The organism is Clostridium sp. UBA4395 (assembly GCF_002390995.1).
Taxonomy (GTDB): domain Bacteria; phylum Bacillota; class Clostridia; order Clostridiales; family Clostridiaceae; genus Clostridium_J; species Clostridium_J sulfidigenes.
In genome coordinates this window covers 30,750-47,288 of record NZ_DGRF01000072.1, presented here as the reverse complement: position 1 = coordinate 47,288, position 16,539 = coordinate 30,750, and the positions used below count along the sequence as shown (strand labels likewise).

Here is a 16,539-nt window from a genome sequence, read left to right as displayed (position 1 = left end):
TCCTTATTTATATTATCTTATTATGTAGATTAAATAACAAAATTAGTATATCATAATTTATATATAACATAAAGTTAAGGAGAATAAGTTATGAATAATTTAACAAATAAGCACTTGGTTGTTATTTCAATTGATGGATTAAAAGCAGCTGATTTTGATATAATAAGTAACTTACCAACTTTTTCACAATGCATTCAAAAGGGGTCAGTAGTTAGAAATGTTAAATCTATATATCCATCATTAACATATCCAGCTCACACTACCATAGTTACAGGTAAGTATCCTAAAAACCATGGGGTTGTAAACAATAAATTATTAGAACCTGAAAAAGCTGCTCCAGATTGGTTTTGGTTCAGAAAATATGTAAATGGTCCAACACTATATGATATGGCAAAAAGTAGAGGGCTTACTGTAGGATCTATATTTTGGCCTGTTACTGGTAGATCCTCTATAAAATATAATATGCCTGAAATTTTCTCTAACAATAAATATATATCTCAAGAAATGGCATCACTTCTAGGTGGAAGCCCTATATACCAATTCAATTTAAACAGAAAATTTAAACATCTCCTTGATGGTATAAAGGAACCTAACTTAGACAATTTTGCTACTGCTTGTGCTATAGAAACCATTAAAAAGTATAAACCTAACTTACTTTTACTACATCTCTTAGACTTAGACAGTCAACGTCATGGTTATGGTACTGATTCTAAAGAAGCTGTAGAATCACTTCATCGCCATGATGGAAGATTAGCTGATGTAATAAAAGCTCTGAAAGAAGCTGGTATATATGATAATTCTTCTATAGTTATTTTAGGTGATCATGGATTTCAGGACTTTAATAAAGTTATTACCTTAAACACCCTATTTAAAAATCAAGGGTTAATAAGCGTCGGTGATAATAATAGACTTAATTCTTGGAGAGTATATGTAAAATCTTGTGATGGAAGTGCCTACGTATATGTTAAGGATGACTTTAATAAAAATCTCTCCTCAAAAGTCTATAATATTTTAAAAGCCTTATCTCTTGATGAATCTAAGGGAATTGCAAAGATATATAGAAATGATGAGATAATAAATTTAGGTGGTGATCCTAAGGCTACATTTATGATTGAAGCAAAAAGAGGTTTTATTTTTATAGATAAATTTAATGATAGCATAGTGACTTCAACCACGCCTAAAGAAGGAAAATCTAACGGAAATCATGGTTATCATCCTAATAGTCCTGATATTCATACTCTCTTTATTGGATGTGGTGAGGAGTTTAAAGAAAACTTTTTTATGGATAATATGAATTTAGTGGACATAGCCCCTACTCTATCAAAAGTTTTAGATATTAAATTTCCAAAATGTGATGGAAGGGTAATTGATGAAATATTGACTATTCCTTAATTCTTTAAGAGTAATCTATAATGTAATAAAGAGACAAGAATTTAAGTTAAATTCTTGTCTCTTTTATAATTTTTATACTATCATATGCATACAAAGGGCACTCAAAGTTCCAACTACAACTCCTGCACCTACATCTGTTGGATAATGTACTCCAAGATAAACTCTTGAAAATCCCACAAGACTAGCAATTACTATAGATACTACTGCTAATCCAGTAAAGCTTAATGCAATACTAACTCCAATTGAAAAAGCTGCAGTGGTGTGACCAGATGGAAAAGAATAATCATCTACCCCTATCTTCTTTATATTTAAAGTTGGAAACTTTATATATGGTCGTATCCTATTTTTTACTCTCTTTAAAAAGTGAGTAATACCTCCAGAAGTAATAATTGATAAAGATGCTAGAAATCCTAGGTTCTTAATTTCTTTACTTTTAGACATAACAGTCATCACAACAAAAATCATACAGAATGTGGCAGATCCTAAAAATGTTATATATGGCATAATTTTATCTAAAAACTTGCATCGTAATTTTTTATTTATAAACTGCAATAGTGTTATATCCACTTTTTTTATTAATTCTATCATAGATCCTCCTAAAAACATCATAAATAGATTATATATAAAAATAAGATAAAATAAAAGTTTTTCATTTAATTCTTTCTTATTTCTCTCTTATAATAAATAATTAGATTTTATGAATATATTATTTAGATTATTATTATAGTATATTTATTAGGATAAATGTAGTTTAAATGATAAAATATTAATAGGAAATATGTTTTATACATGTTATATATTCATGTTTAGGAGGTCTCTATGGAAATTTTACAATTAAAAGAAATAAAGAAAAAGATTTTAAGAAAGCTTTATAACTCTCATTTCTTAAAATCTGAAAATATATCACAAAATTTTCTTGATAAGCATATAAACTCACCAGTTTTTTTATACACACTCCAAGACATTTTAGTGGAAAAAGATTTTTCTCCATCTAAAGTTCTTTATCTATGTACTCCTTTATTAAGTGATTTATACGAAAGTGTTCCTAATGAATGGTTAGTATATTTATATAATTATACCTTAAGCAAGAATTTTAAAGATGCAGTAACTATACAATTAGATTCAAAATTAACTTCAGGATGTGAAATATTCCTTAGAATTTATAAGGTTCTATGTAATGTAGAAAAATCCATATCTGATTCAAATAGTTGGCAAGCAAAATATCCTTTAATAACTTTAACAGATAGTGAAATTGAAGAACTAGAAAGAAAAGATGAATATTTAAAATTTATTAAAGCCTTTGACCGCGACTATGTATATGAAATGATGAAGCTTAATGGAGAAATATTTAAGTATAATACTCTAGATCACATCTGTGGTGTACATTACCTAGCTATGTTTTTAGCACGCCAACTTAAAGCTAAAGGGTTACCTATAGATTTAGGAAGAGTCTCTGGAGCTGCTGCTGGACATGATATTGGAAAATATGGATGTAAAGGTGAAGAGCTAAAACGAGTTCCACATCTCCACTACTATTACACAGACCAATGGTTTAGAAAACACAATATAAACTATATTAGAAATATAGCTATAAATCATTCTACTTGGGATTTAGAACTTGAAAATCTATCCTTAGAATCATTAATACTCATCTATTGTGATTTTAGAGTTAAAAATATATTTACTAATTCATATCCTACTATGCATATTTTTTCTTTAGAAAACTCTTTTAAAGTAATTCTTCAAAAACTAGAAAATGTTGATGCTAAAAAGGAATCTCGTTATAAAAAAGTATATGGCAAGTTAAAAGACTTCGAAGATTACATAAAGAGTATTGGTGTAAATGTTGATTTAGATTTTAAAGAAGACAATTTAACTTCTGCAAACCCTCCAATATATTCTTTGCTTAGAGGAAAAGAAATAACTGATAGTATGAAACATTTAGCAATAAATCACAATATAAATCTTATGTATTTATTACGTGATGAATATTCGTTAAATACTATATTAGAACAGGCTCGAAGTGAGAATAACTGGAAAAACCTTCGCCAATATATAAGAGTATTAGAAGAATATTGTACTTACTTTACTCAAAAACAAAAGCTACAAACTCTAGAATTTCTTTATGATAATTTAGCTCATAGAGAAGATGACATTCGCCGTCACTGTGCGTATCTAATAGGAAAATTAATAGCTATTTTTGATGAAGATTATAGTAAAGAATTACCTAAAAATGTATCTATAGATAAACCTAACATAAATAGTTATCAATTATTTGAAGAATATATTTCATTAATGCTTTATCCTAGCGGTAAACTAGTAAATGCTCATAAAAACTGGATTGGCTATAATACTAAAATCATGGTTAACTCTGTTTTTATAAATTCCAGAAAAATTTTTATGAAAATATATAGAAGTATTCTCTTGAAACATTATATGTCTCAAAATATAACTTCTTTTGAAACTCAGCTGTATTTACTCTATACCGCAAAGTATATATCTTTTGAGTCCTATGATGAAACTTTAGATTCACTCATAGAATTCATTATTGATAAAGCAAAAAAAAGAAATGTAGTTGTAAGATTAGCTGCTCTTGAAAGTTTAAACGATATAATTCCTAAAATACCACCTACTCATTCTATACTTGATTATATAATTAAAAATCTTGGAGAAATTAAAACTAGAAGGAAAAATTCATCTGAAAATTATTTATATTTAAAAATTTTCACAACTCTTAATATGAATGATCATATATCTCTTTTTAAAACTTACTGTAAGGAAGATTATAATAAAATCCCAGATATCCTCCTTAGCAACTTAAAAACAGCTACTAATTGGGTGGTAAAAAAACATCAGATAGATATACTTCTTAATTATACACTCTATATTGCGCCAACTACAGGACTTCATACTTGCATCCACTTTTGTAATATGTTAAAAGTTAGTGCTATGGAAAGTGTTAGAAATAATGCAGGCTCTTCAATACTTAAAATTATGCCTAACCTAAATGATTCAGAAAGAAATGAAGTAGCTATAGAGCTTTTACGTGGACTAGAAATTGAAGGCCAGAAATTCACAGAATATATATCACCTTTCTTAGGTCAGATAATCTTATGGCTAGCACCTAATGAATTAGATGAAATTATTGATGATTTAAAAAGTAAAATTAAAACCTCAAATGAAGATGTTAAGATACTAATTCTTAAAGCTATAGGAACCTCCTTGTCTAACTATGATGTATATAAATCTCGTTATAATGAAAATGAAAAAATTTATAATGAAAGGTTAAAATCAATGTTATCTATTATTTTAAATGGTATAGGTGATTATAAGGATAAGGTTAAACAAGCAGCCATAATCACTCTTGGTAAGGATATATTTGGAAGTTCAACAATTTCTATAAATGATAAGTTATATGTTTTCAAATTAGTAGCTAAAAAAATTCTTACTCTTGTAGGTAATGATGACAATAATAGATTACTTTTACTAACCAATGCAGCTGCTATAAATCACATCTATAGATTTATAGCAGACTATACTTTTTTAAATGGCAATATTCTTATAGATATCCCTAAGAAAATAGCATTTTTCCCTGGTACCTTTGACCCTTTCTCTTTAGGACATAAGAATATTTCTAAAGCAATTCGTGATTTAGGTTATGAAGTATACTTAGCCGTGGATGAATTTTCTTGGTCTAAAAAAACCCTACCTAATCTTTTAAGAAAAATATTAATTAATTTATCAATTTGTGATGAATTTAATATTTATATATATCCTGAAACTATGCAAGTGAATATATCTAATACTAACGATTTAAGAATGCTTAAGGAATCATTTTCAGATTCTCAAATATTCTTTGTTTCAGGTAGCGATGTACTTTTAAATGCCTCTTGCTATCGTAATCCTATGGAAGAGGATTCCATTCATACTTTTAATCACATAATTTTTGAAAGAGGTAATTCAAAAAAACTTTTAGCTGCTAAATCTCTTATAAATGGCACTGTAGAAGTATTAAAACTTCCAGCTAAATACTCTACCATAAGCTCTAGTCAAATTAGAAACTATATAGATAGAAATAGAGATATTTCAACCTTAGTAGATCCTTTAGTTTCTCAATATATTAATGAAAATGGTTTTTACCAACGGGAACCCCTAGATAAGCTATCTCTAAATGAAAGTCACTTAGATTTTGAATTTGTTGATGAAGTTACTGATAATGTAATATTAAAATTATTTTCTCATTTAAACCTTAGTAATGAAATAAAATCTATCTTATCAGAACTTAAAGATAAGGAAGCTCCTAAACTAATAATCATTAAAGATTCTAAAAAAAGTGAAATTCTAGCTATTGCCGCAATGCATTGGGTTCGTTCAACTAATCTTTACGATGAAGTTAAAGATGAGAATATTTCTAGATCACTTCGTTCCCTATCTACAGGAAGAATGATATTTATAGATGGAATTTATGTTACTGATAGAGAAAAATATAAATTTCTTGAGCAAATTATTTTAACTGAGGCACTATCTTATGCTATTTCTAAAGATTATGAGTACGCTGTCTTTAATCCATCCCATAGTTCATTAACTAGCTCAACCTTAGTAGAAATAATGCTATCCCAAGGTTTTGTAAATATTGGTTCTGAAAATAAGGAGTCTCCTGTATTAGCAGTTAATATGACTAGTCCATGTATTTTGAACTTAGACGTAGAAAATATTTTAAAAGAACCTTTTAGAAGTAACTCTAAAATTAAGAATGTAATTAATTCTAGAAGAAAATTATTGCAAGGCGCTCTTTCAAAATTATATCCTAATGAACTTTTACTTTGCTTTAATAGCGAAGTACTTCATCAAAAAATGATAAGAAATATTTGTCATGAAAATAGTATTTCTACTTATGTAAAAGCATCTAAGGAATATGGTGAAGCTATGTGTGTACCTTATGGTGATATTTTAGATAGGGATTTAGTACCAAATACCGTTACCAAATCCCTTCATACAGAAAAGTATTATTATGGTGATATGAAGAACTTCTTTATAGGCGAATCTCCCTATTACCTATCTTTAAATAACCAAATGAAAATGATAAAGTCCTTTAATCGACCAATTTTTTTAGTAGATAATATTCTCCATAAGGGGTATAGAATGAGAGCCTTAGACCCTATACTAATTAATCAAGGAATTAATGTAAAAAAAATCCACTGCGGTATTCTCTCTGGTAGAGGAAAAGATTTAATGGATATGCAAAATAGGCAAGTCTCTAGTGTATATTTCATACCTAGACTCAAAATTTGGTTTAATGAGAATTCTTTATATCCATTTTTAGGTGGAGATGCTATATGGAGAGGAGAATTTCCTAAACGAAACTTAATTCCATCAATTAATAGTATATTACCATACACTTACCCAGTATTCATAAAAAATACTTCCCACGAAAATGTTTATAATTTTTCTAAAGTTTGTCTTGAAAATTCTATAGAAATACTAAAAATACTTGAAAGAGAATATCATAACATATATGGGAGAAATCTAACCCTTTCATCACTAGGCGAAGTTATAACTACTCCTCGAAGTCCAGATATTGGAAAAGGAATTGAATATGATTTATCATCTACTCCATCAGCCTTAGTTAAAAAGGATTTAGAACTACTTACAAGACTTGAAAATATGCTATAAAAGGAGAACTATACATGTTTTACTATATATTTAATAATAATTTAATTATAACTAATGAATTTATAACACGAAATGACTTTATCTCTACAGATGAAAATTTCTGTAAAAACTATACTGGTAAGATCTTTGCTTTAACTTCTATAAATTGTGAAATTTCTAGAAGATCCTTTATAGTCTCTACTGAAAATCTTTTATTTTTAGAAAAAGAGGATTTAAGTATACTTAAGTCCTCTTATAAAATAAATAAAACAATACCTATCTGGCTTAAAAATGCCATTAATGAAAAAAGAGTTATATCCTTAAATACTAATTATCCAAACTTTCTAGATGCAGTAGTCTATTCTACCCCTCTAAAGTGGAGAGTAAATGTAGTTGGTTTAGGAGATGTAGGTGCTACTCTTTTAACCGGCCTTAAACTTCTAGGTAATGATGTAATATCTAGTTTAGGCATTTATGATAAGGATTTTAAAAAAGTGAATAGACTTAACCTTGAATTATCTCAAATTTTATCTTGCGACGGTAAAGAAAACAATCTACAAATTCTTCCCTTAAGGGAAGAAGATTTGTTCAACTGTGATATGTTTGTATTTTGTGTATCTGTAGGTATTCCTCCTATAGGAAAAGAAGAAAAAGATGTAAGACTTGTACAGTTTGATGGTAACAGAAAAATCCTTAAAGTATATGGACAAATGGCAAGAGATGCAAAGTTCAAAGGAATCTTTGCAGTAGTATCTGATCCTGTAGATTTATTATGCAAATCTCTTTTTATTGATAGCAATAAAAATAAGGATGATACCCTTGATTTTCAAGGTCTTGCTCCAGAGCAGATTCGCGGATATGGATTGGGGGTTATGAATGGTAGAGCAGCTTATTATAGTAGTTTAAGAGAAGATACTGCGAATTATTTACAAGAAGGTAGAGCTTTTGGTCCCCATGGTGAAGGATTAATAATTGCTAATAGTATTGAAAACTTCAATGAGTCTGCCTCGGATTTTCTTACTGAAAAGGCTAAAACTGCAAATTTGGAAGTTCGTGCTACCGGATTTAAACCTTATATAGCTCCAGCCCTATCTTCTGGTGCTCTCAGCATCCTTGATACCATTAAAGGTAACTTCCACTATTCTTCAAACTTTATTGGTGGTACCTATATGGGGTGCAAAAATAAATTTCTAAATGGATGTACAGAAAACGAAACATTAGATTTACCTTTAGAATTAATGAATAGATTAAAAAGTACCTATAATCTTTTAAATGAATTGTATAATAAAAAATAATAAGAATAAACTGTTTATATATCTAATATTTTTTATAACAAAAATGTTATTAATAATAATTTGTTAGGAGGGATAATAATAGAAACTTTATATGTGATATTACCAAATAAAAATACATCTCCTATATTGAATACTATGGTGTCTCATTCACTTAAAAATATACATCATGTAGTAATAGATGATGTATGTAATTTTCCTGATTTATCCTATAAAAAATTACTTTTTGTAGCTCAGGTTGAGGATGTTGGTTATGATATCCCTATGATTAACCTTCTATCAAAACTTCTAGAGAAAGGTAAAGACACCTTACTTGGATCTACCGGTGCTATTCTTATATATAGTATTGATGACCATGGTACAAAACGTTTTGCTCAAGATATTGTATATATTGCTAATAATATGGGCTGTGCTTTTATAGGCCATCCTCTAGTAGAAGCCACTAGTTCTTTAAAAAATTTTTTAACGTGGCAAAAGACTATGGATATGTCATTGAATGATATTTGTTATGATCTCTGTAGGAAACTAGTAAATCGCCTTGTAAAGGATAATCCTAAGACTCTTCAAAGTGGAAAGATTTCTGTTATATACTCTAGTCCACATAAATCATCTAATACCTTAGACCTATGGCACCTAGTATCTCATCATATTAATTATTTTCAAATTAATGAAATACAAATTGAAAGAGGAGAAGTTCTAGATTGTATAGGATGTCCTTATAAACTTTGTCTTCATTATGGAAAGAAAAAGGGTTGTTTCTATGGAGGTATTATGACAGAAAATGTTCTTCCTGCCATTGAAGAAAGTGATGCAGTAATTTGGCTATGCCCTAACTATAACGATGCTATAGCAGCTAATTTAACAGCTGTAATAAACCGTCTTACAGCACTATATAGAAGATGTAATTTTTATAATAAATCCATCTTTGCAGTGATAGTATCTGGAAATTCTGGTAGTGATTCTGTTGCTAAACAATTAATAGGTGCCCTTAATATAAATAAAGGATTTAGGCTTCCACCTTATTTCTCCATTCGTGCTATAGCTAATGATCCTAAAACGATTTTTTATGTGGAAAATATAAAGATGAAAAGTGAAGATTTCGGTAAAATAATTATAAATAATATAAAGGTGTAGAGATTGCTCTCATACACCTTTATATTATTATTATTTTTATTTACTTACTAGCTACTTTAAATAAATTGAAGCTATTTTTTAAGATCATAACTCCAATTTGTAATACCACCTAAATCACACACATTAGAATAATCTAAGTATTCTAGCATCATTGCAGCTCTAGCACTTTTATTGCCGCTATAGCAATATACACATACAGTTTCATCTTTATTCTGAACTATATCTTCAATGTCATGAGAAATATCACTTAAAGAAATCAATATGGCCCCTTCTATATGTCCTTCTCTGTAAGCCTGCTCATCTCTTAAATCTAGTATAACTAATTTCTCATTGCCATCCATTTTTCTCCTTAATTCTTCTGCTGAAATTTTTCCCATACTTATTATCCTCTCTTTTGCTTCTGTTTACAGTACCTACCCTTATATTCATAACTAAATCAGTTTTATTATACTATATAATTGACTTTTTTTTATAAATTCTGTGAACATATACACTTAGTATAGCTGCAATAGGTACTGCCACTATCATTCCAATAGCTCCTGCGTACCCTCCTCCAATTGTTAAAGCAATTAAAGTCCAAACAGCTGGAAGTCCTACACTACCACCTACCACCTTAGGTTGTATAATATTACCATCAATTTGTTGATATATAATTAAAAGTATGAATCCCCAAATTCCAAGTGTAATACTAGAAAACATACCCAATATAAATGCTACTACAGCTCCTATAGCAGGTCCTATATAAGGAATTACATTACATATACCTGCTATTACTCCAACAAGTACTGCAAAGGGATGATGAATCATTAACATAAGTATAGATGAAACTATACCTACAATAAGGGCATCAAGTAAAACTCCTCTTACAAATCCTCCTACAACTTCATCTAAATCTATAATAAATTGTTTAAGTACTGTTCCTAACTTTCCTGGTATAAAAGCTCTCCCAAATCTCCTAATAGTTTTAAATAACATCTCTTTATCTTTTAAAAAATAAAATGTAAATATTATGCTTAAAACAAAATCTATCATAAAAGAACCAAATCCATAAATGCTATTGGTAATTATGTTAACTATCTCTTGACCAATAACTGCAAACGCTGCTGTTACCTTATCCATATAAGTACTAATTTGTTGATAATTTATATCTAAAGTAGCAAAATACGAATTCAAGTTATTTATTCCATTTCTTACTACACTCTCATATTGTGGAATATTATTTATTAATGATTTTGCATTCTCTAAAAGAGGTGGAATTATAAAGTTAAATATCAATACTACTGATAGTATTATTATAAAAAAAACTAATACTATACTTATAATTCTATATATCCAATTAAATTTATTATTTTCCTTTACACTAACACATTTCTTAATAAAGATTTCAATACGCCTTACTAAAGGAAATAACAAATATGAAATTATAGCTCCTATTATTATAGGTCTTATTACACTTAAAAATCCTAATATTGCATCTTTAAATGTAGTAATAAAAGTACCACTTCTACTTACTATTTCATAGCCTATAAATAAGGCTACTCCTGTAATAACAGCTACAACTCCAATATTTATATACTTTCTATCTATATCTAACTTTTTATCTATTCTAAACCTATCCCACATATGATTTGCTCCTTTATAAAGCTTGCTTTTATGTTGATTTAATAATGTTATAATGAAAATAATCCATCTATATTTGCATTATAACACGAGTAACCTAAAATTAACAAAAAATAAATATATTATTAACTTTTAAATAATTAATTTGCAAATTAAATGAGTTCTCAATATAATTAGATTAGTTATTTGTAACCTTAGTTTATTTTAACTACAAATTTAATTATACGAGGAGATAAAACATGGAAAATATATTTGTTATTTTAAAAGGAATGGTTATTGGTGTCTCCAATGTTATTCCTGGTGTTAGCGGAGGAACTATGGCAGTAGTTCTAGGTATTTATGATAAACTTATATCTGCTGTAAATAGCTTTTTTAAAGATTGGAAAAAAAACATTTTCTTTCTTTGTGAAATAGCTATAGGTGCCGGCTTAGGTATAATACTTTTTAGTAAATTAATTACAAATTTGTTAACAAATCACCCTGAACCAACCAACTTCCTTTTCATAGGATTGATTTTAGGGTCATTTCCTATGCTATATAAAAGAGCAACAATAGGAAAAGTTAAAAAAATAAATTATCTTTGGTTTCTTGCAACTTTCATACTAATGGTAATTATGTCTATATATAGTGATATAGAGGTTAGTGCTATAGCTATGACTAGTTTAAACGTAAAATCTTTTATCTCCCTATTCCTAGCAGGATTCATTGCAGCTGCTACTATGATTCTTCCAGGAGTAAGTGGTTCTTTAGTACTTTTAATTCTTGGACTATATACTACTTTTACTAATGCAGTTTCTTCCTTTAATATTCCTTTACTTATTCCTGGTGGTTTAGGTGTTCTTGTTGGTATATTGACTATGACAAAGCTCATAGAATCCTTTATGAATAAATATCCTCAACCTGCATATTTTGCTATTTGTGGATTAATTTTAGGTTCCGTCTTTCCAGTATATCCTGGTTTTACTTTTAATTTATCAGGAATGCTATCAATTATAACTTTTTTAATTGGCTTTATTCTTACATATATACTTGGGAAAAAAGAAAATAATTAAAACATAAAAAGTAAAGACTGTTTCTAAATTGAAACGGTCTTTATTTTCTATGATAGATTATTTTCGTCCTTTAACCAAGTTTTCCATTGAACTTCAAAATCATCAATAGAACACTTTAATATATTAAAAATATCATCTACATCATAGTTTCTTATAATTTTATTTATTGTTTTCTTACCATGGGTTTCTTCTATATACTTGACTATAGTCCATGCCCATATCTTATATAGACTTTCATTTTCTTGAATTTCATTTAATTTTGGTATCATGTCTTTCTTTATAGCTTCATTTATTAATTTTTTTACTTCACCATCTTTCCATAATTCAGATAAATACATAGCTATTCCTTGTCCTATCCATGTAGATGAAACTTCTGAATTTAAAGATAGAAATTCATGAAATATATGAACTACCTGACTGTAAATTACTTTTTTAAGCTTATACTCATCATAAGTATAAGTAGATTCTTCTTCATATGCAAAAGGTGATAATATCAATAGATCATTTTTAGATGTAATAGCTACTTGACTTTTCTTAGATTCATTATTCCCCCTAAGTTTTAAAATAATTTTACTTATATAATTATATTCTCTTCTGTTCATAGCTATAATAGCCCTTATAGAAAATCCTTTATCTATTAAATGAAAATAATTCTCTAATTCTTTATATGCATAAAGTATTCCCTCTTTAACTTCTACTACAAATCTCATATCATTTCCAATATAATAAACCGTTATATTTTCATTTTGTACATACCTATAACTTTCTAACATTAATCTATTCCCCCAAACTCCAGTAATCCAGTAATCCAACCCATTTTTTCTTATATATTCTATAAATACGTTACTATTCCTTTTTATTTTTATAAAATATCTTTAATTAGTATATTATTAAATTTATTAACATTAAATTATACTTTAATTTTGTAAACTATCTTCTGATATACTTATAATTCTTTTAAAATATTTTATAATATAAAATAAAAAACATCACATTAAATAAACTAAGATTTATTTAATGTGATGTTTACTTTAAGTTAATAATCTTGTATTCTTATAAGTTTATTCAAAAGCAATTTCTAATATATTATATATATCATCTCTTTTTAAAGGTTTAAGTGTTCCAAGAGGTGCAAGGATTGCAGCATTATCAGCTATAAAATCTAATTCTTCTCTCTTAACTCCCACTTCTTTTAAAGTTATAGGTGCTCCTATCTCCTTATAGAAATCTCTCAGCGCCTCAATACCTTTTAGGGCCTTTTCTTCGTCACTACCTTCATTTATAGTAAATACATGGATTGCAAATTTCGCAAATTTCTTAACATCCTCTTTATAAACATATTTCATCCATGCAGGCATTATAATAGCAAGACCTGAACCATGGGCAATATCATTAAGTACTGAAAGAGAATGTTCTATAGAATGAGATGCCCAATCACCTTTCCTTCCAACTCCATTCAATCCATTCAAGGCTAAAGTTGCTGCAAAAGCAAGTTCACTTCGTGATTTATAATTGTTGCTATCTTTTAATAACTCTCTAGTATGTGTAATTACAGTTCTTATAATACCTTCTGAAAGTTCATCAAGCATATCAGTACTTTCTGTTCCACCATAATAAGCTTCAAATACGTGACTTATAGCATCTATTGCTCCATTAGCCGTCTGATTAGATGGCAGAGTTCTTTGAACTGAAGGATCTAAAATAGATACTTTGGGATATAATAAAGGTGAACCAAAGCTCCACTTTTTACCTTCATCTTCATTAGTTACTACACCACCTGAATTCATCTCAGATCCTGTTGCTGATAGAGTCAATATGGTAAATAGAGGTAGTGCTTTTTTAACACTTCCTTTACCTTCAAATAACTCCCATACATTGCCCTCATAGCATACTCCCGCAGCTATGGCTTTAGACGAATCTATTACACTTCCTCCACCTACAGCTAAAACTCCATCTACCTCATTTTCTTTAGCTAACTTTATGCCTTCTTGAACCTTTGATAATACTGGATTAGGCTTAACTCCTGATAATTTAATATAATCTATGTTATTATTCTCTAAAGATTCTACAACAGTATCATAAACTCCATTTTTCATTATGGAGCCTTTTCCATATACTATTAATACCTTTCTAATTCCACTCTTAACTAAATGTTTTCCTATAGTTTCTATAGTACTTTCTCCAAATACTAATTTTGTTGGATTGTAAAGTGTAAAGTTTAACATATGCTTTCCTCCTCATAAACTTATATTACTTGTAACAAACATCTTTTTATTTAATTCTATCTTAAATTTAACTTTATATCTAATAAAGCTTATGTAATTTTTTCTATATTTATCATATTATCATAATATTCTATAAAACTCCACAAAAATTTCGTGTATCGAAATTTTAATTCTTTGCAAAGTTTTATATTTTTAAATATTGACTTTATTTTTAAACATTGGTATACTAAAAACATAATTTATGGTGATGGAGTTCACCTTAACCGCAATTGCTAATGACTCCTACAGACAACACTTTGAGTATGTCTGTAGGAGATTTTCATGTGTAAAAAAACTAAATTATTACAAAATAAAATTTTTCTATGTTTTGTGTTAATAATTTATGACCTTAATCTTGACATTGTAAAACTTTAATTTAAAAGGAGGCTATTTTATGGCTACAAGTATAGCAATTATTATATTACTTGCTTTTGTTTCTAACTTTATATTTGAAAAAATTAAACTTCCTGGACTTTTAGGTATGTTAATTTTAGGAATCACTATAGGTCCCTATGGATTTAATTTGATTCATGGAGATTTACTAAATATCTCTTCTGATTTGCGTAAAATAGCACTTATTGTTATCTTATTAAGAGCTGGTATGGGGATAAAAACATCTGATTTAAAGAAAATTGGAAAACCTTCAATAAAAATGAGTTGTATACCTGGAGTATTAGAAGGTTTTTTTATAGCCTTTATTTCTACTAAATTACTAGGATTCACCTTTATCCAGGGAGGAATCCTTGGCTTTATAATTGCTGCTGTATCTCCTGCTGTAGTTGTACCTCAAATGATTAACCTTATAGATAACAAAATTGGCACTAACAAGAGCATCCCAACTTTAATATTAGCTGGTGCTTCTATTGATGATGTATTTGCAATTACAATATTAACCAGCTTTCTTGCCTTATATTCTGGTAAGAACGTTAATATAGCTTCTCAACTTTTACAAATACCACTTTCCATAATTTTAGGAATAGGACTAGGATTAATATCAGGCTTTATAATTATATATTTATTTAAAAAGTGTAGTATTAACGATGTAAAAAAAATACTAATTGTTCTAGCTATTTCTATACTTTTAACTACCTTAGAAACTCTCTTTAAAGATAAAGTATTAATTGCAAGTCTTTTAGGAGTTATGACCATTGGATTTATTCTTACAGAGAAACTTCCTAAGGTTGCTGGTCCTCTCTCTCAAGGGCTTAATAAATTATGGATATTTGCAGAAATTCTACTTTTTGTTTTAGTGGGAGCTCAAGTAAATATATCTGTAGCATTCACCTCAGGCGCAATAGGTATAGTAATTATTTTTATAGGACTAGTAGGTAGAAGTATTGGAGTTATAATTTCACTTATAGGTACTAATTTAAACATAAAGGAAAGGATTTTCTGTGTCATCTCCTATATACCTAAAGCCACAGTTCAAGCAGCCATGGGGGCATTACCTCTATCTCTAGGTGTCGTATCTGGAGATTTGATTCTAGCAATATCTGTATTATCCATTTTAATAACTGCACCTTTGGGCGCCATTGGAATAAAAGTTTCAAGTAAATCCTTATTACACGTTGAGAACTAAAAATGTAATAATACATAATATAGGACTATTTCATTTGAAAGAAATAGTCCTATATTCTATCAAATGAAATAATTTAAAAAAATTCCCCTTTTACTGTTGACTTATATTAAACAAAGTAATACAATTATTTAGTAGAAAATTTTATATACCTCGGTAGGTGAGGTTACTACAAGGATACGGGTTGCTACCGTAAAAGAGTGGAAACATTCTTAACTGGTTAGCAGATTTTGCCGAACAAAGAAGGCTTAATCTAACGCAATTTCATTGCCTTGCAGAGCTAAAACTTGAACGAGACATACTATTATTAGTATTTGCCTGCGTTTTAGTTTACGGAGGTTTTTTATTTTGTAAATTTTAGGAGGTGTAAGAAACATGGACGATGGTAGTAGTAATATTGACAATGAAGATTTAATAAGTTTATTGTTTAATCCAAAAATAAAACTCTATGTAACTTCTTACCCTCTTTATGGCATAATTTAATTTTACTTTAACTTTTTCAAAGTTAAGTCTATCATTAAGAATTTTACTTCCATAAACAGATAGAAAACATTACA

At 28.4% G+C, this 16,539-nt stretch carries 11 protein-coding genes and 2 riboswitches; of the genes, 6 read left to right on the top strand and 5 right to left on the bottom strand.

Annotated features, from left to right (window positions below; translation table 11 throughout):
* Positions 1–90: 90 nt before the first annotated feature.
* On the top strand, positions 91–1,392 hold the full coding sequence (locus B2694_RS12755; RefSeq protein WP_346886059.1) for an ectonucleotide pyrophosphatase/phosphodiesterase: 1,302 nt from the start codon (positions 91–93) through the stop codon (positions 1,390–1,392).
* 72 nt (positions 1,393–1,464) lie between these two features.
* On the opposite strand, the gene B2694_RS12750 is transcribed toward B2694_RS12755, so the two are convergent.
* Complete coding sequence (locus B2694_RS12750) at positions 1,465–1,980, bottom strand: phosphatase PAP2 family protein (RefSeq protein WP_346886058.1); 516 nt, start codon at positions 1,978–1,980, stop codon at positions 1,465–1,467.
* Positions 1,981–2,211: 231 nt separating this feature from the next.
* On the opposite strand from B2694_RS12750, the gene B2694_RS12745 reads away from it, so the two are divergent.
* The 3 genes from B2694_RS12745 (at position 2,212) to B2694_RS12735 (ending at position 9,470) form a co-directional block, all read left to right on the top strand.
* Positions 2,212–7,065 (top strand): cytidyltransferase, encoded by a 4,854-nt coding sequence (locus B2694_RS12745; protein ID WP_346886057.1) that lies wholly within the window; start codon positions 2,212–2,214, stop codon positions 7,063–7,065.
* 14 nt (positions 7,066–7,079) lie between these two features.
* Positions 7,080–8,339, top strand: a complete 1,260-nt coding sequence (locus tag B2694_RS12740; RefSeq protein WP_346886056.1) for a lactate/malate family dehydrogenase — start codon at positions 7,080–7,082, stop codon at positions 8,337–8,339.
* 78 nt (positions 8,340–8,417) lie between these two features.
* Positions 8,418–9,470 (top strand): flavodoxin family protein, encoded by a 1,053-nt coding sequence (locus B2694_RS12735; protein ID WP_346886071.1) that lies wholly within the window; start codon positions 8,418–8,420, stop codon positions 9,468–9,470.
* Between the two features lie 71 nt (positions 9,471–9,541).
* Here B2694_RS12735 and B2694_RS12730 read toward each other — a convergent pair whose 3' ends face one another.
* Together B2694_RS12730 and B2694_RS12725 are read right to left on the bottom strand one after the other, a co-directional pair.
* Positions 9,542–9,847 carry a rhodanese-like domain-containing protein gene (locus B2694_RS12730; RefSeq protein ID WP_051824021.1) on the bottom strand — a complete coding sequence of 102 codons (306 nt, stop codon included), beginning with the start codon at positions 9,845–9,847 and terminating at the stop codon, positions 9,542–9,544.
* Between the two features lie 73 nt (positions 9,848–9,920).
* On the bottom strand, positions 9,921–11,093 hold the full coding sequence (locus B2694_RS12725) for an AI-2E family transporter (protein WP_346886055.1): 1,173 nt from the start codon (positions 11,091–11,093) through the stop codon (positions 9,921–9,923).
* Between the two features lie 236 nt (positions 11,094–11,329).
* On the opposite strand from B2694_RS12725, the gene B2694_RS12720 reads away from it, so the two are divergent.
* A complete protein-coding gene (locus B2694_RS12720; RefSeq protein WP_346886054.1) occupies positions 11,330–12,142 on the top strand; it encodes a DUF368 domain-containing protein in 813 nt (270 codons plus the stop codon).
* A 47-nt stretch (positions 12,143–12,189) separates the two neighbouring features.
* Here the strand turns inward: B2694_RS12720 and B2694_RS12715 are convergent, their stop codons facing one another.
* Both B2694_RS12715 and B2694_RS12710 read right to left on the bottom strand, forming a co-directional pair.
* On the bottom strand, positions 12,190–12,915 hold the full coding sequence (locus B2694_RS12715; protein ID WP_346886053.1) for a hypothetical protein: 726 nt from the start codon (positions 12,913–12,915) through the stop codon (positions 12,190–12,192).
* Positions 12,916–13,203: 288 nt separating this feature from the next.
* The gene (locus tag B2694_RS12710; protein ID WP_346886052.1) at positions 13,204–14,367 is read right to left on the bottom strand and encodes an iron-containing alcohol dehydrogenase; all 1,164 of its coding nucleotides are present in this window, start codon (positions 14,365–14,367) and stop codon (positions 13,204–13,206) included.
* Between the two features lie 234 nt (positions 14,368–14,601).
* A riboswitch (Fluoride riboswitch) is annotated at positions 14,602–14,659 on the top strand.
* Between the two features lie 141 nt (positions 14,660–14,800).
* Here B2694_RS12710 and B2694_RS12705 point away from each other — a divergent pair.
* The gene (locus B2694_RS12705; protein WP_346886051.1) at positions 14,801–15,985 is read left to right on the top strand and encodes a cation:proton antiporter; all 1,185 of its coding nucleotides are present in this window, start codon (positions 14,801–14,803) and stop codon (positions 15,983–15,985) included.
* 142 nt (positions 15,986–16,127) lie between these two features.
* Positions 16,128–16,287: riboswitch (M-box (ykoK) riboswitch) on the top strand.
* Positions 16,288–16,539: the final 252 nt, after the last annotated feature.

Bases quoted from the DNA above. Each gene is read 5' to 3' on its own strand.
- B2694_RS12755 (WP_346886059.1), top strand. From the start codon at position 91: ATGAATAATTTAACAAATAAGCACTTGGTTGTTATTTCAATTGATGGA.
- B2694_RS12750 (WP_346886058.1), bottom strand. From the start codon at position 1,980: ATGATAGAATTAATAAAAAAAGTGGATATAACACTATTGCAGTTTATA.
- B2694_RS12745 (WP_346886057.1), top strand. From the start codon at position 2,212: ATGGAAATTTTACAATTAAAAGAAATAAAGAAAAAGATTTTAAGAAAG.
- B2694_RS12740 (WP_346886056.1), top strand. From the start codon at position 7,080: ATGTTTTACTATATATTTAATAATAATTTAATTATAACTAATGAATTT.
- B2694_RS12730 (WP_051824021.1), bottom strand. From the start codon at position 9,847: ATGGGAAAAATTTCAGCAGAAGAATTAAGGAGAAAAATGGATGGCAAT.
- B2694_RS12725 (WP_346886055.1), bottom strand. From the start codon at position 11,093: ATGTGGGATAGGTTTAGAATAGATAAAAAGTTAGATATAGATAGAAAG.
- B2694_RS12720 (WP_346886054.1), top strand. From the start codon at position 11,330: ATGGAAAATATATTTGTTATTTTAAAAGGAATGGTTATTGGTGTCTCC.
- B2694_RS12715 (WP_346886053.1), bottom strand. From the start codon at position 12,915: ATGTTAGAAAGTTATAGGTATGTACAAAATGAAAATATAACGGTTTAT.
- B2694_RS12710 (WP_346886052.1), bottom strand. From the start codon at position 14,367: ATGTTAAACTTTACACTTTACAATCCAACAAAATTAGTATTTGGAGAA.
- B2694_RS12705 (WP_346886051.1), top strand. From the start codon at position 14,801: ATGGCTACAAGTATAGCAATTATTATATTACTTGCTTTTGTTTCTAAC.